Consider the following 22017-nt stretch of genomic DNA (forward strand, 5'->3'; position numbering starts at 1 on the left):
AATCAATATTGGCGGCAGTAAGTCGGCTCGAGACAAAGGAAACTGGGCAAATCATTTGATGATGCTATCACCGGGCTGTCATTGATGTCCAAAAGTGCAGCAGCACCCCGCGTGCATTTGGAAATGAGAAAACAATTCAGCTCCGCCATACGTCGTCAACATACAACTCCAGACTCTCAGCATCGCGCCAGCGATTGATCCCCAGCCTGTAGGTCGCGTGCAGCCAGCCGCCATCGCAGAGCTGTTCGACGCCATCGAAGTGAATCGCGCCGAGTGCGCCGGAAGAGTGCGCGAGGCGGTATTTGACGTGGCGGTCCTTGAGCACGCGGTAGTCGAGAATGCGGAAGCGCCCTTCGAACAACGGTTCGGCGAAGCCCTGTCCCCAGGGGCCGGCGCGCTCAAGCGCATGGGCAGTTTCGAGGCTCAATTCGCTTTCACCGAGTTCGCCATCGGTGTGGACGATGCGGGCGAGCGTGTCGTCGTCGAGCAGTTCCATGCAGACGGCGTCGAAGGCTTGCGCGAAGGTCTCGTAGTCGGACTCCGCGATCGTCATGCCGGCCGCCATCGCATGGCCGCCGTAGCGATGCAGCAGGCCGGGCGTACGTGCGTCGAGCAGTACCAGCGCATCGCGCAGGTGCAGGCCGGGGATCGAACGACCCGAGCCTTTCAGCAAGCCACCGTCCTGCGCACGCGCGAAGGCGATGGTCGGGCGATGCAGTCTGTCTTTGACCTTTGAAGCAACGAGACCGACGACGCCTTCGTGCCAGCCGTCGTCGAACAGGCAGACGCCGGCGGCATCGCTGTCTTCGACCAGCACCAGCGCTTCGTCACGCATCTGCGCTTCGATCTCGCGGCGCTCGCGATTGAATTGGTCGAGCCGACGCGCCAACGACAAGGCCGTCTCGAAGTCGGTCGCCAGCAGGCAGTCGATGCCGGTGCGGATATCGTCGAGACGGCCGGCCGCGTTGATGCGCGGCCCGAGCACGAAACCGAGATCGCTGGCCGTCAGCTGCGCCGGATCGCGACCGGCGACCTGCAACAGCGCCTGCACACCGGGACGCGCACGACCTGCGCGGATGCGCGCGAGGCCCTGACTGACGAGAATGCGGTTGTTGTAGTCGAGCCTGACGACATCGGCGACGGTGCCGATCGCGACCAGATCCAGCAGCTCCGCGAGGTTCGGGCCGCCGTCGAACGCGCCGCGGGCACGCAGCAGTGCGCGCGTCGCCAACAGCACGTAGAACATCACGCCGACACCGGCAAGGTTCTTGGAGACAAAGGTGCAGCCGGGCTGGTTCGGATTGACGATGGCGTCGGCCGCGGGCAGTGCGTGACCCGGCAGGTGATGATCGGTTACCAGCACCTGCAGACCCAGTTCCCTCGCCCGCGCGACGCCGTCGACACTGGCAATGCCGTTGTCGACCGTGACGAGCAGCGTGGCGCCGGTCTGCGCCGCGAGTTCGGCGAGCCCCGGCGACAGTCCGTAGCCCATGCGGAAACGATCCGGCACGACGTAATGCACTTCGCGCGCGCCCAGCGCGCGCAAGCCGAGGATGGCGATGGCAGTGCCGGTCGCGCCGTCGCAGTCGTAGTCGCCGGCGATGACGATGCCGCGGCCGTCGGCGATCGCGTCCGCGAGCAAGGCCGCGGCGTTGTCGATGCCCCGCAGCGTCGTCGGGGCTTGCAGTCGGGCGGCTTCCAGTTGCAGCTGTTCGGCGGTGACGGCGCGTGCGGCGTAGAGACGTCGGACGACCGGGTGCAGCGTGTCGGGTAGCGCGTGGATGTCGCCCGGCGGGCGGCGCTCGAAACGGGGACTCACGGCGGTGCTTCTTTGCGGTTTCGGGTCGGCATGGGAAAACATGTGGCGCTATCTTGCCGGTTTATTGCGCGTGGCGAAGGTCCGTGTCCGGTTAGTCCTTCGGCTGACGGCTACCTGGCCCTCTCCTCCTGGGAGGAGCGGATTGGGTGAGGAGGGGCGGCGCGAGACGAACGTTCGGGGCGACGCGCTGGCACCCACTTCCCCCAAGCCCTCCACCCGCTCGCGGGCGGAGGGGGCCCACAACGGCTGAGACATCTCCCCTTGGTGGAGGAAAGGTTCGGATGCGGAGAAGGCCGTTGGCGCCTACAGGTGCGCGAGCAGCGCTTTTTCGACGGCGGCGCGTTCGGCGGGGACCTGGATCAGGCCCTTGAGTCCGTCCCTCATGACGATATCCGGGTCCTTGAGGCCGTTGCCGGTCAGGGTGCAGACCACGGTCGAGCCTTGCGCGATCTTGCCGGACTTGATGTCACGCAGCGCGCCGCACAGCGAAGCGGCCGATGCCGGTTCGCAGAACACACCCTCGCTGCCCGCCAGCAGCTTTTGCGTGGCGAGGATTTCGTCGTCCGTGCACTCGTCGAACCAGCCGTCGGATTCCTTCTGCAGCGCCCATGCGAGCTGCCAGGACTGCGGGTCGCCGATGCGGATCGCGGTGGCGACGGTTTCCGGATTCCTGACCGGACCGCCGCGCATGAACGGCGCGCTGCCTGCGGCCTGGTAACCGACCATGCGCGGACGCTTGCCGGTCAGCGGCTGATCGAGGAAGCGGCCGTCGCCGTGGTAGGCGCTGATCGACGTCGCAATGCCGGCCATTTCGCTGTAGCCGATCCAGTGCGCACTGATGTTGCCGGCGTTGCCGACCGGCAGGCAGTGGAAGTCCGGCGCGCGGCCGAGCGCTTCGACGATCTCGAACGAAGCCGTCTTCTGCCCCTGCAGGCGATACGGATTGATGGAATTGACGATGGCGACCGGCGTGGTTTCGCCGATCTCCTTGACCAGACGCATGCCGTCGTCGAAGTTGCCCTGGATCTGCAGCACGACGGCGCCGTGCACGACCGCCTGCGCGAGCTTGCCGAGCGCGATCTTGCCGTCCGGAATCAGCACGAACGCCGTGACGCCCGCACGCACGGCGTACGCCGCGGCGGCGGCCGAGGTATTGCCGGTCGACGCGCAGATGATTGCCTTCGCGCCTTCGTGCACGGCCTGCGTGACGGCCACCGTCATGCCGCGATCCTTGAACGAACCGGTCGGGTTCAAGCCCTCGAACTTCACGTACAGCTCGCCTTCGAAACCGACCTGCCGGGGCAGGTTCTCGAGCTTGATCAGCGGCGTGCGGCCTTCGCCGAGGGAAATCGCGCGGGCATCGGCAGCCAGCGGCAGGCGGTTGCGATAGTGTTCGATCAGGCCGGTATAACGGGTCACTTCGATTCTCGGTTTACGACTTCAAAAACGGGGCGCCAGCAGCGTTTCGAGATGCCGCTTCACATGCGGCCACTCGACGTCGACGACGCTGAAGTAGACGCTGTCGCGCACGCGGCCGGACTCGGTCAGCATGTGGCGGCGGAACACGCCTTCCTCGCTTGCGCCGATGCGCTTGAGCGCGCGCCGCGACTTTTCGTTCAGCACGTCGGTCTTGAACTCGACGCGCATCAGGCCCAGTGCCTCGAACGCGTGGCGCAACATCAGATATTTCGATTCGGTGTTGATCGGCGTGCGCTGATACGCCGGCGCCAGCCAGGTCCAGCCGATTTCGGCGCGACGATGCCGCTGATCGAACGCACCGAAACGCGTGCTGCCGATGATGCGGCCGCTGGCGGCATCGATCTGCACGAACGGCAGCGCCGTGCCGGCCGCGCGTGCGGCCAGCGATACCTCGACGAAGCGACGCATCCCGTCCGGCGTCGCTGCCGACTCCGGATACCAGGCCCAGATCGCCGGATCGCTGCCGACCGCGATCAGCGCGTCGAGATGCATCGCCTGCAGCGGTTCGAGGCGGACGTGCTCTCCGCTCAGGACCGGCAGGTCCGGTGCTGCGAAATCGCCGTGCATCAGTCGAACTTCTCGACGCGGAAACGCGCCGCATCTTCACGCACGAACGGCAGTGCGCGCATTTCGTTGACCGCGTGATCGAAGCGATGCTGCGGAATCACCGAGGTGATCAGCGCGACATTGGCATCCTCGTGACCGCGCGGCTCGCGCTGCAGGATCGCCTCGACGCTGATGTCGTGGCTGGCGAGGATGGCGGTCAGCTTCGACAGCACGCCCGGTTCGTCGGCCACTTTCAGGCGCAGATAGAACGCGCTCGCCACTTCGGCGGACGGCACGATCGGCAGGGCACGTACGGCATCCGGCTGGAACGCCAGCGCCGGCACCGCATGCCGCGCATCGGCGCCGAGTCCGCGCGCCAGATCGATCAGATCGGCAACCACCGCCGACGCCGTGGCATCGCCACCGGCGCCGCGGCCATAGAAGCCGACTTCGCCGACGGCATCGCCGCGCACCACCACCGAATTCAGGACGCCGTCGACCTTGGCAAGCAGCGTGTTGTCCGGCACCAGGGTCGGATGTACCCGCAACTCGATGCCCTGTTCGCTGCCCTTGCCGCTGCGCTTGGCAATGCCGAGCAGCTTGATGCGATACCCGAACACCTGCGCGATCTGGATGTCCTGCGGCGTCACGCGCGTGATGCCTTCGACCGCGACCGATCCGTAATCCAGCGGCGTGCCGAACGCGATGCTGGCGAGGATGGCCAGCTTGTGCGCGGAGTCCATGCCTTCGATGTCGAAAGTCGGATCGGCCTCGGCATAGCCAAGCCGCTGCGCGTCGCGCAGGGCATCGTCGAACGCGGTGCCGTTTTCCTGCATCTGCGTGAGGATGTAGTTGCAGGTGCCGTTGATGATGCCGGCGAGCCGTTCGACGCGATTGCCGGCCAGGCCCTCGCGCACCGCCTTGATGACCGGAATGCCACCGGCCACCGCGGCTTCGAACGCCACGCTCGCGCCGCTGGCCCGGGCCGCCGCGAACACGCGGTTGCCGTCTTCGGCGATCAGGGCCTTGTTGGCCGTCACCACCGACTTGCCGCGCGCGAGTGCGGCCAGGATCAGTTCGCGTGCCGGACTGATGCCGCCGACCGTCTCGACCAGCAGATCGACATCGGCTTCGCGCGCCAGCTGCATGGCATCGGCGAGCGTCGTGATGCCGGACAGATCGCAGTCGCGCGCCTTGCCGGCATCGCGCACCGACGCATGCGTGACGACCAGCGGCCGCCCGACGCGACGCGCTATCTCGTCGGCATTGTTCTTCAGGAGGCGGACCACACCCTGCCCGACCGTGCCGAGGCCGATGACCCCGACTTTTATCGCTGCACTCATTTCGCTTCTGTGTCCATGTTCATCAAAGCCATCCATGGCGAGACTGCGCTTGTCCGAATGACCCCAGGCCCGGGCTCCCCGCCCGGGCGCTCGGCGTCGCGAGTGCCATTCAAGGCAGCCGCGACGCCTCGCCCTTCAGCATCTTCTTGATCCCGCGAATCGCCTGACGCGTGCGGTGCTCGTTCTCGATCAGCGCGAAACGCACATGCGTGTCGCCGTATTCACCGAAGCCGATACCCGGCGAGACCGCAACCTTGGCCTCTTCCATCAGCTTCTTCGCGAACTCCAGCGAACCCATGGCCTTGAACGGCTCGGGAATCTCCGCCCAGACGAACATCGTCGCCTTCGGCTTTTCGACCTTCCAGCCGGCCGCGTTGAGGCCGTCGCACAACACATTGCGCCGGTGTTCATACATGTGGCGAATCTCGGCGACGCATTGCTGCGGACCTTCCAGCGCGGCGATCGCGGCGACCTGGATCGGCGTGAACATGCCGTAGTCCAGATAGCTCTTGATGCGCGCGAGCGCGGCAACCAGCGTCGGATTGCCGACCATGAAGCCGACGCGCCAGCCCGGCATGTTGTAGCTCTTGGACAGCGTGAAGAACTCGACGGCGACATCCTTGGCGCCCGGCACCTGCATCACGCTCGGCGCGGTGTAGCCGTCGAACACGATGTCGGCATAGGCCAGATCGTGGACCAGCCAGATTTCGTTTTCGCGGCAGATCGCGACGACCTTCTCGAAGAAGTCCAGCTCGACGCACTGCGTCGTCGGATTGCCCGGGAAGTTGAGGATCAGCATCTTCGGTGCCGGCCAGGATTCCTTGATGGCCTTCTGCAGCTCTTCGAAGAAGTCGACGTCCGGTGTCATCCGTACATGGCGTACGTCGGCACCGGCCAGCACCACGCCATACGGGTGGATCGGATAGGCCGGGTTCGGCACCAGCACGACATCGCCGGCGCCCAGTGTCGCGAACGCCAGATGCGCGAGCCCTTCCTTGGAGCCGATCGTTGCGATCACTTCGCTTTCCGGATCGAGATCGACGTCGTAGCGCTGCTTGTACCAGCGCGCCATCGCGCGACGCAGGCGCGGAATGCCCTTGGAGACCGAATAGCGGTGCGTGTGCACGCCTTCTTCGTCGTGCAGCTCCGGCTTGACGTAGTCGGAGTCGGTGCCGCGCACGGACGCCTCGACCAGCTTGTCGAGGATGTGCTTGGGCGTCGGCTGGTCCGGGTTGCCCATCGAGAAGTCGATGACATCGTCGCCGCGAGCTCGGGCCGCCTTCTTCAGATCACCAACGATATTGAAGACGTAGGGCGGCAGGCGCTGGATGCGCGGGAAGACGGTTTTCACGGGGACCTTGGACGGATGGAAACAGCGATTGGAATTTCGTTCCGGAGCGGACCGAAAAAGGGGCGGTATTAAATCAAGTTGGGGGTTTTCCCGCAACCGCGGTGACGTCGCGAAATCCTAGCTTTCACAAGGGTTTCGGCGGCATTTCGCGCCGCGGGCGTGCGGCCTGCACGGCGCCGCCCGAGCGATTCCGGCACGCCGTGCATTGACCACCGTCAATCGCCACGATGCCAGTGCACCGCAGGATCGGCGCCGGCCCCTCCCGCCGCCTGCCATCGCTCCGCCATGCCTGACTATACCGCCACACCGGATGCTGCCCTGCCGTCACGCAAGACGATCCGCGACTGGCTGCAGGGCGAGCGGCGTCGATCCACCGCACGGGCGCTGCTCCTGGCCGCCGTCGACAGCCTGCTGTTTGCCGCCGCGCTCGCGGCCGTCGTCATCGCGCCGTGGTGGCCGCTGAAGCTGCTGATCGGATTCACGCTCGGCCTGATCATCGGTCGTCTGTTCATCATCGGCCACGATGCCTGTCACCAGTCGCTGACGCGGCATCGCGGCCTCAACCGCTGGCTCGGCCGCCTGGTGTTCCTGCCGTCGCTGACGCCATACAGCCTCTGGGAAGTCGGCCACAACGTCGTCCATCACGGCTACACGAACCTCAAGGGTTTCGACTTCGTCTGGGCACCGCTGACGTTGGCGGAATTCCGTGCGCTGCCGGGCTGGCGGCGACGACTGGAGCGCGTCTATCGCAGCGGCTGGGCACCCGGCCTCTACTATCTGATCGAGGTCTGGGGCGGACACATGATGCTGGCCGGACGCGACTCGCCAGGCGGCGGTCGGCGCGCCTTCCTGTTCGATCGTCTGCTGGTCTGCAGCTTTGCCGCGCTGTGGATCGCGGGCCTGCTGATCGCCGCAGACCGCAGCGGGCAATCGCGATTCCTGCTGCTGGCCTGCGGCTTCGTCGTGCCGTTCCTGAGCTGGAACATGCTGATGGGTTTCGTCATCTATGCCCATCACACGCATCGGACGATCGTCTGGCACGTCGACAAGCGCGACTGGGCGGCCGCCGTGCCGTTCGTGTCGACCACCGTGCATCTGCGCTTCGGCCGCGGCATCGGCGGTCTGCTGCATCACATCATGGAACACACGGCCCATCATGTGGACATGGGCATCCCGCTGTACCGGCTGCGCCGCGCGCAGGCGCGCCTCGAAGCGGCACTGCCGGGCCGCATCGCAATCCAGGATTTCTCGTGGCGCTGGTACTTCGCGACGGCGCGCTGCTGCAAGCTGTTCGACTTCGAGCGCCGCCGCTGGACCGGCTTCGACGGCAGGCCGGCAAGCTGAGCGGGCGATTCAGTTGCGGGTTCGCGCCGGCAGCTTGCTCGCCGGGCTGATCGGTTCGCCCTTTTCGCGAATCTCGAAATGCAGCATGGGCTTGTTCTCGGGCCCCAGGCCCATCTCGCCGATCGGCTGGCCGGCGGTGACGACATCGCCTTCCTTGACGTAGCGCTTGCTGTTGTAGCCGTAGGCCGACAGGAAGACGTCGTCGTGCTTGATGATGATCAGCTCGCCATAACCCTTGAGCGCGTTGCCGCTGTAGACGACGCGACCGGGTGCGGCGGCGAGCACCGGCTGTCCGACCACACCGCCGAAATCGACGCCCTTGCTGCCCTGCTGACCGAAGCCGCGCACGACCGGCGCCTGATTGACCGGCCACACCCAGCTGTAGCCGCCGGCGCTGGCGTCGTCGTCGTCGTTGCCGGCGGGCGCCACCGACGCGACCACCGGCGGCGGCGTGTCGGCATTCACCACCTGCGCCTGCGAGGCATCCGCGTCATTGATCGGCCGCGTCTGCATCACGCCGATCTGCTGTCGCGGCGGTGCGGCCTCGACGCGCGGCGGCTTCAGCCGCAGCACTTCGCCGGGATGAATCAGATAGTCGGAACCGATGCCGTTCCAGCGCGCGAGCGCGCGAAAGTCGACGCTGTTGCGGAACGCGATCGCATACACCGTGTCGCCCGGCCGCACCACGTACTCGTTGGGACCCGGCATGCGATCGGGCACCACCCCGGCTTCGAGACCGGGACGGCGCCACGGCTTGTCCCAGGAAGCCCAGCCGGCGCAGCCCTGCAGCGTCAGCAAGGTCAGCAACAGCATCGGTACCGCGAGCGATGTCGGGCGGATCATTTGCAGATCGTTCTCGGCGCGGCGCACTACACGCCGGTTTGTTTTTTGCGGTCCTTCAGCAGGAATCTGACCACAAACAGCCCAACAAGCAAACTGGCGGCGATGCCGATCTCGTTCGACCAGTGCCGGATCAGCTGGGCCACCGAGTCGCCGAAATGGAAACCGACCGCGACCAGCACGCTGCACCACAGCGTCGCGCCGAGCAAGGTGATCGCCGCAAACGCCGGCACGCGCATGCCGAACACGCCGGGCGGCAGCGAAATCAGGTGGCGGATCACCGGGATGAAGCGGCCGAGAAAGGTCGCCCAGTGCGCATTGCGCAGGAACAGCTGCTCGGCCTCGTGATACTTGCGCTCGTCGATCAGCAGGTACTTGCCGTAGCGCAACAGGAACGCACGCCCGACGTAACGGGCGAACAGATAATTCACGCTCGCCCCGAGCAGTGAGCCGCAGCCGCCAACCAGCGCCGCCAGCACCGGATCGAGCGAACGCTGCGCCGCGAGATAGCCTGCCGGAATCATCACCAGTTCGGACGGGATCGGCACCAGACTCGACTCCAGCGCCATCAGGAAAAAGATTTCCGGATAGCCGAGATGCGCGACGTATTGTTCGACCCAGGCGACGATCATGCGGATCCAGCCCTCAGAGCTTGTGAAGAAATCGTGGCGAGCGATGACGGTTTGTGCGCCGCCGGAGCGGAACAAGCGCAGCGTCCTCGCGTCCGTGAGGATGGCGAGTACTGCCGGCGCGCACAATGCCGAGCGCAGTGGATCTATTCACGAGCTCTCAGACCTTGCCGGCCAGCAGCGGCACGAAGCTGACCCAGCCGAGATCCTGCTCGCGCACCGACGAACCGCGTCGTTCGACCAGCTTCAGCGACTGGCGTCCGGGCGGACCGACCGGGATCACCAGGCGCCCGCCGGGGCCGAGCTGTTCGATCAGCGCCGGCGGCACACTCTCGGCACCGGCGGTGACCAGAATGCCCTGATACGGCGCATACGGCAGCCAGCCTTTCATGCCGTCGGCGTAGCCGAAGTGCACGTTGCGATACCCCAGCGCCGACAGGCGCGTGCGCGCCAGTTCCGACAACGGCTTGATGCGTTCGACCGTGAACACGGTGCCGACCAGTTCGGCGAGCACTGCGGTCTGGTAGCCGCTGCCGGTGCCGACTTCGAGCACGCGCTCGAGCTTGCGGCCCTGGGTCAGGGCCTGGGTCATGAAGGCAACCACCACCGGCTGGGAGATCGTCTGCGCGTGACCGATCGGCAGGGCATTGTTCTCGTAGGCGCGGTTCTTCAGCGCATCGTCGACGAATTGATCGCGCGGCACCTTGGTGATCGCGGCCAGCACGGCCGCGTCGCTGACGCCGGCCTTGCGGATTTCCTCGAACAGACGCGCACGCGCGGCGCTGATCGAGTTCGGCGTCTGCCGCGTGCTGCCGCGCGAGATCACAGTTGCGTCGCCCACTGCGACAGGTGTTCCAGCATGTTGTGGCGGGTCAGGTCGACGAGCAGCGGCGTGATCGACACCTTGCCGGCGGCGACCGCGTGGAAATCGGTTCCGGGCCCGCAGTCGGCTTCCGCACCGGCGGCGCCGATCCAGTAGATCGTGCGGCCGCGCGGGTCGGTGGTCTTCATCGCCGCCTCGGCGCGATGGCGGTTGCCGGCGCGCGTCACGGCGAAGCCCTGCAATTCTTCCCAGGGCAGGTCCGGCACGTTGACGTTGAGGATGGTGTCGCCGGGAATCGGCTGCTGCTGGATCCGTTCCAGCAGATGCAGCGTCACGCGCGCCGCGGTTTCGTAGTGCTGCGGCTGGATCGACACCGTCGAGACCGCGATCGCGGCGTAACCGAGATGCCGACCTTCCATCGCCGCCGCGACCGTGCCGGAATACAGGGTGTCGTCGCCCAGATTGGCGCCGGCATTGATGCCGGAGACGACGATGTCCGGCTTCAGGTCGATCAGGCCGGTCAGCGCCAGATGTACGCAATCGGTTGGCGTGCCGTCGACGCACAGGCTGCCGTCGTCATGCCGCTGCACGCGCACGGGATTCATGATGGTCAGCGAATTGCTGGCACCGCTGCGATTGCGGTCCGGGGCCACCACCACCAGCTCATGGCGGCTGCGCAGCTGGTCGCGCAGGCAGCGCAAACCCGGCGCCTGGCAACCGTCGTCGTTCGAAAGCAGGATTTTCATGAGGGCAAAACGGAAAGTTCCGCAAGTTTACCGGATATGATTCGGCGGACCACGGAATCGAGCTGCGAATCCGCCGTGAGCGACGACCAGTCCAGCAAGGCACCCGACGACGACACGGACCTGTTCCGCCTCGCCATGCTCGGCGTGCGCCCGCACCGGCCGACCGCACGCGCGCTGGCCGACAAGCCGGAACCCGCGCCGATCCCGCGCCAGCGGCTACAGGACGAGCTTGAGGTGCTGCGCGAACTGCTCGCCGATACCGAGCCGGACGAGATCGAAAGCGGCGACACCCTGCTCTATCGCAGCGCCGGCGTGCAGGACGCCGTGCTGCGCCGCCTTCGGCGCGGCCATTACCGCATCGAAAGCGAGCTTGACCTGCACGGCCACAACCGCGATCGCGCCAGACTGGCGGTCGTGCAGTTTCTCGCGCGCTGTCACGAACGCGACCTGCGCTGCGTGCGCATCATCCACGGCAAGGGCAATGGCTCGCCGAACAGCGGCCCGGTACTCAAGGCCCTGCTCGGCAGCTGGCTGCGCCGACGCAAGGATGTCATCGCCTATTGCTCGGCGCGGGTCGTCGACGGCGGCACCGGCGCCATCTACGTGCTGTTGCGGGCCCGCTGAGAGCAACGGCAGACCGCGGCGTTCGGGGATCGAAACGCCCGGGCTTCAGTGCCTGCCCTGGATCGTCGCCGAGATCCGCGGTTCGGACGCGTTCACGGCAGCGGGCCGCTGTCCGGCTTGCGTCCCGTCAGTTCGAATTCGAGCTGCGCGAGCAGCTGCCGGAACCGATGCGCGCCGGCCAGGCGTGCGATCTGCAGGCCGCCCTGCAGCGCGGCGCCGACCACGACGGCCTTGTCGTAGGCATCGCCCTCGAAGCGCAGCGAACCCTCGCGCCTGCCTTCCTCCAGCGTCAGCACCAGCCAGGCATAGGTCTCGCGCATCAGCATCCGCGCCTCGATGCGCATTTCGTCGCAGAGCACGCCGAAATCCGCCCCGAACACGCCTCCCGGACACAAACGCCCATCCTCGGTTTCAAGATGCGTCAGGTAGGTACTGAAGTAGGCCTGCAATCGCGCCCAGGCGGCGGTTTCGAATTCGAGCTTGCGCACCCACTTCTGGAAGCTGTCGCGGTAGCGGCGCACGAGCGCGACGCCGAGATCGTCCTTGGCCGGAAAGTGGTAGTGGATCGCCGCCGTGCGCAGGCCCAGCTGGCTGGCGATGTGCTGATAGCTGAAGCCATTGAACCCGCGCTGCTGCAACAGTGTTTCGGCACAGGCCAGGATCGCCTCGCGGGTATCGGGTCGTCCGCACGGCCGACGTCGCGGCTTTTGATCTGCGTCTGCCATGGCGCAGTCTAGGTCGGCCGGCGGAAACGCCGCAAACCCGCTCAGCGCGCTTCGAGAAGAACCACGGCGTGCGCGGCGAGGCCCTGCTTTTCGCCGATGGCATCCATGCCTTCGTTGGTTGTCGCCTTGACGTTCACGCAATCGAGCGCGACGTCCAGTCCCTGCGCCAGCTGCTCGCACATCGCCGCGGTATGCGCCGAGACCCGCGGTGCCTGCGCGATCAGGCTGAGATCGGCGTTGACGACGCGATAGCCGGCCAGGTTCACGCGGCGCATGACTTCGGCGAGCAGGCGGCGGCTGTCGATGCCCCTGTACTGCGGATCATGGTCCGGAAACAGCTTGCCGATATCGCCCGCGGCGATCGCGCCGAGCAGCGCATCGCAGAGCGCGTGTATCAGCGCGTCGCCGTCCGAATGCGCGACGATGCGATAGGCGCAGGGAATGAACACGCCGCCGAGCTGGACGCCGTCGCCGGCTTCCAGGCGATGTGTATCGAAGCCATGACCGATGCGCAGCCCTCGTGCCTGGCCCGTCGGTGGATTCATGCCTGTCGCTCCTGCTGCTGCAGCCAGAACTGCGCGAGCTGCAGATCTTCCGGATAGGTGACCTTGATGTTGGCCTCGCTGCCGCGCACCAGGCGCGGCCGGTAACCGCGCCGTTCCATCGCACTGGCTTCGTCGGTGGCCTCGACGCCGCCGTCGCGGCAGTCCTGCAGCGCCTGCATGAGCAGGCTCATACGGAACAGCTGCGGCGTCTGCGCGCGCCAGAACGCGCTGCGATCGACGGTCTCGGCGATGCGGCTCTGGCGGGCTCGCTTGAGCGTGTCGTTGACCGGCAGCGCGAGAATGCCGCCATGCTCGTCATCGGCCTCCTCGCAGAGCCGGTCGATGTCGGCAGCCTGCACGCAGGGTCGCGCCGCGTCATGCACCAGCACATGGACGTCGCGAAAGGCGCGGGTGCGCGCCGCCACCACTTCGAGTCCGGCGAGTACCGACTCGGCGCGCGCGGCACCGCCGATCGTCGTGACGATGCGCGGATGGCGCGCGATCGGCAGCTGCGCAAAGCCGCTGTCGCTGCGCGCCAGCACCAGCACCACGCCGTCGATCCATTCGGCTTCGAGAAACGGCGCCAGCGACCACTCGATCAGGGCACGCCCGTGCAGCGGCAGATACTGTTTCGGCCGGCCGCTGGCCATGCGCGTGCCACCGCCGGCGGCCGGAATCACGGCCCAGTAACGCGCTGCAGGTGCGGACACGTACGCGCGCGGCTTCAGCGCTGGACGACCAGATAGAAGGTCTCGCCTTCCTTGATCATGCCCATGGTCGTGCGCGCGCGGCCCTCGATCGCGACGACGCCGGAGTTCAGATCCTGGACTTCGGCGTCGAGCGTCGCATTGCGTGCGCGCAGCCGATCGTTCTCGGCGGCCTGTTCGGCGACTTCGCCTTTCAGGCGATGCGTGTGCGCGATGCCACCCTTGGCGACCCACAGCCGCCACTGCAAACCGAGCAGCATCGCGGCGAGGACGACAAGAATGACGCGTTTGGCCATGTCGCAGTCTAGCGCCAGTCGAGCCGTTTGTTTACAGGGCGATCGGGAACGCGCCGGCACCCGGGTACCGGGCACGCTTGCCGAGCTTGCGCTCGATGCGCAGCAGCTGGTTGTACTTGGCCATGCGGTCCGAGCGGCACAGCGAGCCGGTCTTGATCTGCGTCGCGGTGGTGCCGACGGCGATGTCGGCGATCGTCGCATCCTCGGTCTCGCCGGAACGATGGCTGACGACACTGCTGTAGCCGGCGTCGGTCGCCATCTGGATCGCTTCCAGCGTCTCGGTCAGCGTGCCGATCTGATTCGGCTTGATCAGGATCGAGTTCGCGACGCCGCGGATGATGCCTTCGGCGAGGATCGTGGTGTTGGTGACGAACAGATCGTCGCCGACCAGCTGCACCTTGTTGCCGAGCTTCTCGGTCAGATACTTCCAGCCCTTCCAGTCGCCCTCGGCACAACCGTCCTCGATCGAGATCACCGGGTACTTCGCGCAGATGCCGGCGAGGTAATCGGCAAACTGTTCACTGGTGTAGCTCTTGCCCTCGCCATGCAGGTTGTACTTGCCCTTGGCGTAGAACTCGCTCGACGCCACATCGAGGCCCAGATAGATGTCCTTGCCCGCCTTGTAACCGGCCTTCTCGATGGCTTCGAGCAGGCAATCCAGCGCCGCGACATTCGACGGCAGGTTCGGCGCGAAGCCACCCTCGTCGCCGACCGAGGTGCTCAGCTTGCGGCCGTGCAGCACCTTCTTCAGCGAGTGGAAGATTTCCGCACCGTAGCGCAGCGCTTCGGAAAAGCTCGGCGCGCCGACCGGCAGGATCATGAATTCCTGGATGTCGACATTGTTGTCCGCATGCGCGCCGCCGTTGATGACGTTCATCATCGGCACCGGCAGCGTCACGCTGGAAATGCCGCCGAGATGCTGGAACAGCGGCAGGAAATTCTCTTCGGCGGCGGCCTTGGCGCTCGCCAGCGAGACGGCGAGGATGGCGTTGGCACCGAGCTTGGATTTGTTGGCGCTGCCGTCGGCGGCGACCATCGCGGCATCGACCACGGCCTGCTCCTGCGCATCGAGACCGGTGACGACCTTGGCCAGTAGCCCTTCGACATTGGCGACCGCCTTCTTCACGCCCTTGCCGAGATAGCGCGGATGCTTCGCGGTCTTGCCGCCCTTCTTGGCAGCCGGTGCGCCGTCACGCAGTTCCACCGCCTCGCGGGTTCCCGTCGACGCCCCGCTCGGTGCCGCCGCGCGGCCGACCGCACCGGATTCGAGTTCGACTTCGGCTTCCACGGTCGGGTTGCCGCGCGAATCGATGATTTCCAGGGCAGTGACTTTGACGATCTTCGACATGAGGGAAAACGCTCCGGATAGCGGGAAAGATCGCGAATTCTAGCGTGCGCGACCGGACCCGTCATACGCGAAGCACCGTCCCCGGGCATTTCTGCCGACCGGCATGGAGCACGCCCGCAACGCGAGGTGAACGTACGGCCGGCACGGCCGGCGGTGTGCGGCCGTGCGCCGTCGACGCCTGCGCCGCTCGTTCACGCTGAAACGAAAGGGGCGGTGATCGCCGGCCTCTTCGTTGACGCTGCGCAAGACGTCGCGGACACTGCCGCGAATTTGCCACCAGCCAGAACATGTCCACGACCCTCCACATTCAGAACATCGCCGTTGGAAATTCGGCGCCGTTCGTCCTCTTCGGCGGCATCAACGTCCTCGAATCGAAAGAGATCGCCCTGCAGGCCGCATCCGAATACGTGCGTGTCACGCAAAAACTGGGCATTCCGTACGTCTTCAAGGCCAGCTTCGACAAGGCCAACCGCTCGTCCATCCACTCCTATCGCGGCCCCGGCCTCGAGGAAGGCCTGCGCATCTTCGAGGCCGTGAAAGCCGAGTTCGGTGTGCCGCTGATCACCGACGTGCATGAGCCCTGGCAGGCCGCGCCGGTCGCCGAGGTCGTCGACGTCCTGCAGCTGCCGGCCTTTCTCGCGCGACAAACCGATCTGGTCGTCGCCATGGCCAGGACCGGCCGCATCATCAACATCAAGAAGCCGCAGTTTCTCAGCCCCTCGCAGGTCGGCAACATCGTCGAGAAGTTCCGTGAGGCCGGCAACGAAAGGATCATCCTCTGCGATCGCGGTACCTGCTTCGGCTACGACAACCTGGTGGTCGACATGCTCGGCTTCGGGGTCATGAAGAAGGCCACCGCCGGCCTGCCGGTGATCTTCGACGTCACCCATGCCCTGCAGCAACGCGATCCGGGCGCCGCGGCGTCCGGCGGGCGCCGCTCGCAGGTGCTCGATCTGGCACGCGCCGGCATCGCAACCGGCCTCGCCGGCCTGTTCCTCGAAGCGCATCCGAATCCCGACCAGGCCAAGTGCGACGGCCCCAGTGCGCTGCCGCTGGCTCAGCTGGAGCCGTTCCTCGCCCAGCTCAAGGCGCTGGACGAACTGGTGAAAGGCTTCGCGCCGCTGGAGATCCGCTGACGCGCATGACGATGCTGTGGCGCCGCACGGCGCCGAAGCCGTGCGTGGCAGCACGAAAAAGGCCGGCTTGCGCCGGCCTTTTTCATGTTTGCCCAGCCAGGTCGGCACGTCACGCCACTTTCACGCTCGTCGCAGCCGGAGCACTGGGAGCGACCTGCGTCGGCTGGTTGGCGCGATGATGCTCGCGCGCCGCCTTGACGAAGCCTTCGAACAGCGGATGGCCGTCACGCGGTGTCGACGTGAACTCCGGATGGAACTGGCAGCCGATGAAGAATGGATGCTTCGGCAACTCGACCATCTCGACCAGTTCGTTCTCGGCCGACTCGGCGACCAGATCCATGCCGTGCTCGGACAGGATCTTCTTGTAGTTATTGTTGAACTCGTAGCGGTGACGATGGCGTTCGCGAATGATCTCGGCGTTGTACAGCGCGCGTGACTTCGATCCGGCCTTGAGCCGGCAAGCCTGCGAACCGAGGCGCATGGTGCCGCCCTTGTCGGAGCCTTCGCTGCGCAGCTGCTTGCGGCCGGCTTCGTCCTGCCACTCGGTGATCAGGCCGATCACCGGGTCCGGCGATTTCGGATCGAATTCGGTCGAATGCGCGCGCGTCAGGCCGCAGACATTGCGCGCGTACTCGATCACCGCGACCTGCATGCCGAGGCAGATGCCGAGATACGGGATGTTGTTCTCGCGCGCATAACGCGCCGCCATGATCTTGCCTTCGATGCCGCGCTCGCCGAAACCGCCGGGCACCAGGATCGCATCCATGCCCTGCAGGATGCGCGCCGACTCGGTTTCGACCGCCTCCGATTCGATGTAGCGGATCTTGACGCGCGCGCCGGTGTGCAGACCGGCGTGATGCAGCGCCTCGTTCAAGGACTTGTAGGCGTCGGCGAGATCGACGTACTTGCCGACCATCGCCACCTGCACTTCGGTATCGGCGCTCTGCCGGGCCTCGACGACCCGCTCCCAGGCCGACAGGTCGGCAGGCCGCGCGTCCAGACCGAAATGGTCGATCACCAGCTGGTCGAGATTCTGCTGATGCAGCCAGCCCGGAATCTTGTAGATGTCGTCCATGTCGATCGCGGCGATCACCGCCTGATACGGCACGTTCGTGAACAGCGAGATCTTGCGGCGCTCGGCATCCGGGATCGGCCGCTCGGTGCGGCAGATCAGCACGTCCGGCTGGATGCCGATGCCACGCAGCTCCTTGACCGAATGCTGGGTCGGCTTGGTCTTCAGCTCGCCGGAAGCTTTCACGAACGGCAGCAGGGTCAGGTGCAGGAACATCGCGTGGCGGCGGCCGAGTTCGACCGCCATCTGGCGGATCGCCTCGAGGAACGGCAGCGACTCGATGTCGCCGACCGTGCCACCGATCTCGACCATGCAGATGTCGGCGCCGTTGACGCCGCGACGGATGCCGGCCTGGATTTCGTCGGTGATGTGCGGAATGACCTGCACGGTCTTGCCCAGATAATCGCCACGGCGCTCCTTGTCGAGCACGTTGCGATAGATCTGACCGGTGGTCATGTTCGAATAGCGCGTGGTCTTGCCACGCAGGAAGCGTTCGTAGTGACCGAGGTCGAGGTCGGTTTCGGCGCCGTCTTCGGTAACGAACACTTCACCGTGCTGGAAAGGGCTCATCGTGCCTGCATCGACATTGATGTAGGGATCGAGCTTGATCATGCTGACCTTGAGTCCGCGCGACTCGAGAACAGCACCCAGGGAAGCGGCGGAAATGCCTTTACCAAGCGAGGACACCACGCCCCCGGTGACAAAAACGAATCGCGTCTGATGCGGCGCGTCGGGCATGGGAATGGGCAGGCAATGGGTTTAGTGGATTTTACGCCGACGGCCGCGCGCACTCAAAGTGGGCATCAGCCCGTTTTGCCGGAAAAGCCCGTGCTGCCTGCGCCGGCGAGCGTCGTCTGCCATTCCGGATCAAGACCCAGTTCCACTGCTTTTGCGCTGCGCCAGTAGCCGGCGATCGCCAGCAACTCGTCGCCGGCAAGCAGCAAGGGCATGCGGACGCGCACCCAGGGCGGGATTCCGGCCTCCTGACAGAGCTGCTTGAGACTGCGGCTGTGGCGGCCGGCGGCCGGCTTCAGGCGCTCGCCGCCACGCGCAAAGCCGACCTGCAGCGGCAGTGGCGACGGCCTCGACAGCCGCAACTCGCCGAGCCCGGCCGGCAGCGTCAAGGCCCGGCGCCGCGCCGGCCACGCGAGAACCTGATCGGGGACAGGCGGCAGATGCGGCAGAAAGTGCAGAACGTCGCGAAAACGACGGACCTCGCCGCTTTCGTGGCGCAGCAGCGGCTGTGCGTCGCCGCGCGCACGGAGAATTTCCTCGTCGAGTCGTGCCAGCCGCGCCTCGGCCGGCGCCGGCCAACCCATCGCAACCCAGGCGTGGTACAGGGCGTTGCGACGACGCACGCGATCCAGCGCAAGCAGACCCGCGACCGACCAGCCGTCGCCAACACGCAGGGCAAGCAGATCCTGACTGGCCAGCGCAGCGACGAGCGCTTCGGCATCGGCGGCGCGCTGCGCCAGGCGCGCCAGACTCGCGGCGGCCTGCGGCCAGTGCGCCCCAAGCCTGGGCATCAGCTCCGTACGCAGGTACGAGCGCGCATAGCGCGCGTCCTGATTGTGCGGATCGTCGATCCATTGCAGGCCGCGCCGTTCGGCGAAACGATGCAGTTCCGCACGCGGCTGATCGAGCAGCGGCCGCCACAGCCGCCCGGCCCCGAACGCGGCAAGCACCGGCATCGCCGCCAATCCTGCAATGCCGGTGCCGCGCAGCGCGCGCAGCAGGACGGTTTCGGCCTGATCGTCGCGGTGATGCGCCGTCGCCAGCAGATCGCCGGCCTTCAGCATGGCCGCGAACGCGGCATAGCGCGCCTCGCGCGCCGCCGCCTCCGGCCCGCCGCCGTGTCGCGGATCGACCCGGACCCGGCGCACGCTGAGCGGCACGTCCAGCGCCCGGCACTGGCCGCGGACCTGCCGCGCCCAGCCGTCCGCCGCTGCCTGCAAACCATGATGGACATGCACTGCCCGCAGATTCGGCACGCCGCTTTCGTGAAGCAGATGCAGCAGGGCCGTCGAATCGAGCCCGCCGCTGAGCGCCACCCAGACCCGCGCGCGCGGCGCAAGCGGTGGCAAAACGATCTTCATGGCTTGGCTCTGGGCCAGCGCAGCAATGCCGCCGCAGGCGGCGAGCGAAGCGTGCCGATGATGTGAACGGGGCGTCGCGAGCAGGGCCGAGGTCGCGCTGGCCGCGCGCAGCTGTGCTGAAGCACAGCGAGCACGGCCGGCGCGAGATCGACCCGCACAGCAGCCCCGTTCACATCATCAGTGGAGGGTGTCGTAGGAACCGTATGCCATCAGCCGCTGGTAGCGAGCCGCCATCAGCTTGGTCATCGGGGTGTGGCGCAGACGTTCGAGATTGGCGGTCAGCTTCTGTCGCACGGTTGCCATCGTCGCGGCCATGTCGCGGTGCGCACCGCCGAGCGGCTCCGGCACGATTTCGTCGACCAGCTTGTGTTCGTAGAGGTCGGTCGCGGTGATGCGCATCGCCTCGGCTGCTTCCGGCGCCCGCGCCGCGTCCTTGAACAGGATCGATGCGCAGCCTTCCGGCGAGATCACCGAGTAGATGCTGTACTGGAGCATCATGATGTGATCGGCGACGCCGATCGCCAGTGCGCCACCCGAACCGCCCTCGCCGATCACCGTCGCCAGCACCGGCGTGCGCAGCTTCGACAGCTCGAACAGATTGCGTGCGATCGCTTCGGATTGATTGCGTTCCTCGGCGTCGATGCCCGGATACGCGCCCGGCGTATCGATGAAGGTCAGCACCGGCAGATTGAATTTCTCGGCGAGCTTCATCAGGCGCAGCGCCTTGCGGTAGCCCTCGGGCTTGGGCATGCCGAAGTTGCGGTAGACCCGCTCCTTGGCATCGCGACCTTTCTGCTGGCCGATGACGACGACGGCGCGACCTTCGAGGCGGGCCACGCCGCCGACGATGCTCGGATCATCGGAAAAGTGGCGGTCGCCGTGCAGCTCGTCCCACTCGGTGAACAGGGTCTTCACGTAGTCCAGCGCGTACGGCCGCTGCGGGTGACGCGCGACCTGCGCGACCTGCCAGGGCGTGAGCTTGGCGAAGACCTGCTCGGTCAACTGCCGGCTCTTGCCTTCGAGGCGCGAAATCTCTTCGGTCAGGTTGACGCCGCTGCCGGTGGTGGCAAAGCGCAACTCCTCGATCTTCTGCTGGAGTTCGGCGATCGGCTGTTCGAAATCGAGATAGTTCAGGTTCATTGGTTGGTCGTTCGTTTGCAGCGGGGGGTCGCGGCGGCCTGTTGCCAACTTTAGCGCAAATCGGCCGCGCGCCGTCCGGGCCGTCGCGTACCAGCGGGAATTCGGGCCCCCGTCATGGCGAACCGCGCAGAGGTGGCGCCATCCGGCAGCGTGGCCGGATCAGGCAGCGTGTCGCAATCGCCTCGTCGGCCTTTGCCCGCCTCGCAATGACAAGTTCCAGAGCGAGACGCCGCCGTCCGGGCCGGTTCAGCGATCAGCGCCCAGATAGCGATCCAGCGTGTCCTGCCACTGCGGCGCCTCGACGATGCGCAGCAAGGCCTGGTTGATCGGCTTGCGCCATTCGGAATCGCGCGGCACCGCCAGTGCGTAGTCTTCCTCGCGCACGAGTTCGGCAAGCACGGTCAGATGCTTGAGCTTGCCGTCATGAATCCGCGCCTGCAGCACCGGCGCGTCGTAGAGCACGGCATCGACCTGTCCGGCCGCCAGACGCCGCAGCGCTTCGGCCGGATCGACGACGTCGATCACCGTCAGCCGGTGGTGATCGGCCAGCGTGGCGCTGGTCGAACCGGAGGTCGACGCGACCCGCACATGCGGCAGATCGGCGACGCCATGCACTTCGGTCGACAAGCGCCCGATCGTGATCGACGAGGCGATCGCCGCGGTGAATCCGGAGATCGTGATCACGCTGACGAACATCCAGACCAGTCCGACGACACGCCCGCCGAGACTGGTTGGCGCCTTGTCGCCGTAACCGACGGTGGTCATCGTCACTGCCGACCACCACAGGCCGGAACCGATGCCGCGCGCAGGCGTGCCGCCGAACTGCGCGGGATTGCTGCGCCGCTCGAACCACCAGACCAGCACGCCCACCAGCAACAGGACCAGCACCAGCGCGCCGACCGCCTTGAGAAAGCTGGCCGAAATCATGCCGCCGAGCGCAGCCCGCCAACCGCCGCTGGCACGCGTGGCGATGCCGATGCCGCCGCGATAAAACGGCTGCGTGAAATCGACCTGCTCGGCGCGTTGTGCGGTGACCGTCAGCGCGCCAACCGCCACATCGAAATGACGATCCGCAACACCGGCAAGCAAGGTATCGACATCGTCGGCAGGCGCGTATCGCGTCCGCGCACCGATCGCTTGCGCGATGCCGCTCCACAGTTCGATCGCGATGCCGCTGTAGCGACCGTCGGCATCGCGCATCACGAACGGCGGATTCTCGCGCAGGCCGACGGTGAGGACATGCCCGCTGCCGCCGGCCGGCGCGACCGATGGCGCCTGGCTTGCCTGTGCTGCAGCGGACAGGCCACCCAGCAGCAGAACGAGCATCAGGCAGCTTCGAGCGAATGGCAGCATCGCGGACTCCTTGGTCGTCTGAGCGTCCGACCCACCTTAACGCAGCGGCCACGCC

The 22017-nt window shown here is 66.4% G+C and carries 21 protein-coding genes; 3 read left to right on the forward strand and 18 right to left on the reverse strand.

The window, feature by feature from the left end; genetic code table 11:
* Positions 1-136 precede the first annotated feature (136 nt).
* The 5 genes from recJ to alaC form a co-directional block, all read right to left on the reverse strand.
* On the reverse strand, positions 137-1861 hold the full coding sequence (gene recJ, locus G7Y85_RS01995) for a single-stranded-DNA-specific exonuclease RecJ (RefSeq protein ID WP_166251010.1): 1725 nt from the start codon (positions 1859-1861) through the stop codon (positions 137-139).
* Positions 1862-2122: 261 nt separating this feature from the next.
* Positions 2123-3244, reverse strand: a complete 1122-nt coding sequence (gene thrC / locus G7Y85_RS02000; RefSeq protein ID WP_166251838.1) for a threonine synthase — start codon at positions 3242-3244, stop codon at positions 2123-2125.
* A 15-nt stretch (positions 3245-3259) separates the two neighbouring features.
* Positions 3260-3865: a GNAT family N-acetyltransferase gene (locus G7Y85_RS02005; RefSeq protein WP_166251012.1), complete on the reverse strand. Its 606-nt coding sequence runs from the start codon at positions 3863-3865 to the stop codon at positions 3260-3262.
* Positions 3865-5187 carry a homoserine dehydrogenase gene (locus tag G7Y85_RS02010; protein WP_166251014.1) on the reverse strand — a complete coding sequence of 441 codons (1323 nt, stop codon included), beginning with the start codon at positions 5185-5187 and terminating at the stop codon, positions 3865-3867. Before G7Y85_RS02010 ends, G7Y85_RS02005 begins: the two co-directional genes overlap by 1 nt.
* Before the next feature lie 109 nt (positions 5188-5296).
* Positions 5297-6538, reverse strand: coding sequence for an alanine transaminase (gene alaC / locus G7Y85_RS02015; protein ID WP_166251017.1), 1242 nt, complete (start codon positions 6536-6538; stop codon positions 5297-5299).
* 285 nt (positions 6539-6823) lie between these two features.
* On the opposite strand from alaC, the gene G7Y85_RS02020 reads away from it, so the two are divergent.
* Entirely contained in the window at positions 6824-7882 is a 1059-nt protein-coding gene (locus G7Y85_RS02020) for a fatty acid desaturase (RefSeq protein ID WP_166251019.1), read from the forward strand.
* Between the two features lie 9 nt (positions 7883-7891).
* On the opposite strand, the gene G7Y85_RS02025 is transcribed toward G7Y85_RS02020, so the two are convergent.
* The 4 genes from G7Y85_RS02025 to surE form a co-directional block, all read right to left on the reverse strand.
* On the reverse strand, positions 7892-8725 hold the full coding sequence (locus tag G7Y85_RS02025; protein ID WP_166251021.1) for a peptidoglycan DD-metalloendopeptidase family protein: 834 nt from the start codon (positions 8723-8725) through the stop codon (positions 7892-7894).
* Positions 8726-8751: 26 nt separating this feature from the next.
* Entirely contained in the window at positions 8752-9354 is a 603-nt protein-coding gene (locus tag G7Y85_RS02030) for a DedA family protein (protein ID WP_194241069.1), read from the reverse strand.
* 157 nt (positions 9355-9511) lie between these two features.
* Positions 9512-10177, reverse strand: a complete 666-nt coding sequence (locus G7Y85_RS02035; RefSeq protein ID WP_166251844.1) for a protein-L-isoaspartate(D-aspartate) O-methyltransferase — start codon at positions 10175-10177, stop codon at positions 9512-9514.
* Positions 10174-10920: a 5'/3'-nucleotidase SurE gene (gene surE / locus G7Y85_RS02040; protein WP_166251023.1), complete on the reverse strand. Its 747-nt coding sequence runs from the start codon at positions 10918-10920 to the stop codon at positions 10174-10176. Before surE ends, G7Y85_RS02035 begins: the two co-directional genes overlap by 4 nt.
* Positions 10921-10995: 75 nt before the next feature.
* Between surE and G7Y85_RS02045 the strand changes: the two genes are divergently transcribed.
* Positions 10996-11544: a Smr/MutS family protein gene (locus G7Y85_RS02045; RefSeq protein WP_366514904.1), complete on the forward strand. Its 549-nt coding sequence runs from the start codon at positions 10996-10998 to the stop codon at positions 11542-11544.
* Between the two features lie 92 nt (positions 11545-11636).
* Here G7Y85_RS02045 and G7Y85_RS02050 read toward each other — a convergent pair whose 3' ends face one another.
* From G7Y85_RS02050 to eno, 5 genes are read right to left on the reverse strand one after another with little or no spacing between them, the layout of a single operon-like run.
* Positions 11637-12269 carry a TetR/AcrR family transcriptional regulator gene (locus G7Y85_RS02050; protein ID WP_166251027.1) on the reverse strand — a complete coding sequence of 211 codons (633 nt, stop codon included), beginning with the start codon at positions 12267-12269 and terminating at the stop codon, positions 11637-11639.
* A gap of 41 nt (positions 12270-12310) precedes the next feature.
* A complete protein-coding gene (ispF, locus tag G7Y85_RS02055; RefSeq protein ID WP_166251029.1) occupies positions 12311-12814 on the reverse strand; it encodes a 2-C-methyl-D-erythritol 2,4-cyclodiphosphate synthase in 504 nt (167 codons plus the stop codon).
* Positions 12811-13524 (reverse strand): 2-C-methyl-D-erythritol 4-phosphate cytidylyltransferase, encoded by a 714-nt coding sequence (gene ispD, locus G7Y85_RS02060; protein ID WP_366514905.1) that lies wholly within the window; start codon positions 13522-13524, stop codon positions 12811-12813. Before ispD ends, ispF begins: the two co-directional genes overlap by 4 nt.
* Before the next feature lie 14 nt (positions 13525-13538).
* A complete protein-coding gene (gene ftsB / locus G7Y85_RS02065; protein WP_166251031.1) occupies positions 13539-13817 on the reverse strand; it encodes a cell division protein FtsB in 279 nt (92 codons plus the stop codon).
* A 31-nt stretch (positions 13818-13848) separates the two neighbouring features.
* Entirely contained in the window at positions 13849-15165 is a 1317-nt protein-coding gene (gene eno / locus G7Y85_RS02070; protein WP_166251033.1) for a phosphopyruvate hydratase, read from the reverse strand.
* A gap of 287 nt (positions 15166-15452) precedes the next feature.
* Between eno and kdsA the strand changes: the two genes are divergently transcribed.
* Positions 15453-16301: a 3-deoxy-8-phosphooctulonate synthase gene (gene kdsA, locus G7Y85_RS02075; RefSeq protein WP_166251035.1), complete on the forward strand. Its 849-nt coding sequence runs from the start codon at positions 15453-15455 to the stop codon at positions 16299-16301.
* A 109-nt stretch (positions 16302-16410) separates the two neighbouring features.
* Here the strand turns inward: kdsA and pyrG are convergent, their stop codons facing one another.
* The 4 genes from pyrG to G7Y85_RS02095 form a co-directional block, all read right to left on the reverse strand.
* On the reverse strand, positions 16411-18111 hold the full coding sequence (gene pyrG, locus G7Y85_RS02080; RefSeq protein ID WP_166251037.1) for a CTP synthase: 1701 nt from the start codon (positions 18109-18111) through the stop codon (positions 16411-16413).
* 65 nt (positions 18112-18176) lie between these two features.
* Complete coding sequence (tilS, locus tag G7Y85_RS02085) at positions 18177-19469, reverse strand: tRNA lysidine(34) synthetase TilS (protein ID WP_166251039.1); 1293 nt, start codon at positions 19467-19469, stop codon at positions 18177-18179.
* A 177-nt stretch (positions 19470-19646) separates the two neighbouring features.
* Positions 19647-20609 (reverse strand): acetyl-CoA carboxylase carboxyltransferase subunit alpha, encoded by a 963-nt coding sequence (locus G7Y85_RS02090; RefSeq protein WP_166251041.1) that lies wholly within the window; start codon positions 20607-20609, stop codon positions 19647-19649.
* Positions 20610-20855: 246 nt separating this feature from the next.
* Positions 20856-21935: a transporter substrate-binding domain-containing protein gene (locus tag G7Y85_RS02095; RefSeq protein WP_166251043.1), complete on the reverse strand. Its 1080-nt coding sequence runs from the start codon at positions 21933-21935 to the stop codon at positions 20856-20858.
* Between the last annotated feature and the right edge of the window lie 82 nt (positions 21936-22017).

This window comes from Solimonas terrae (assembly GCF_011067135.1).
Classification (GTDB): domain Bacteria; phylum Pseudomonadota; class Gammaproteobacteria; order Nevskiales; family Nevskiaceae; genus Solimonas; species Solimonas terrae.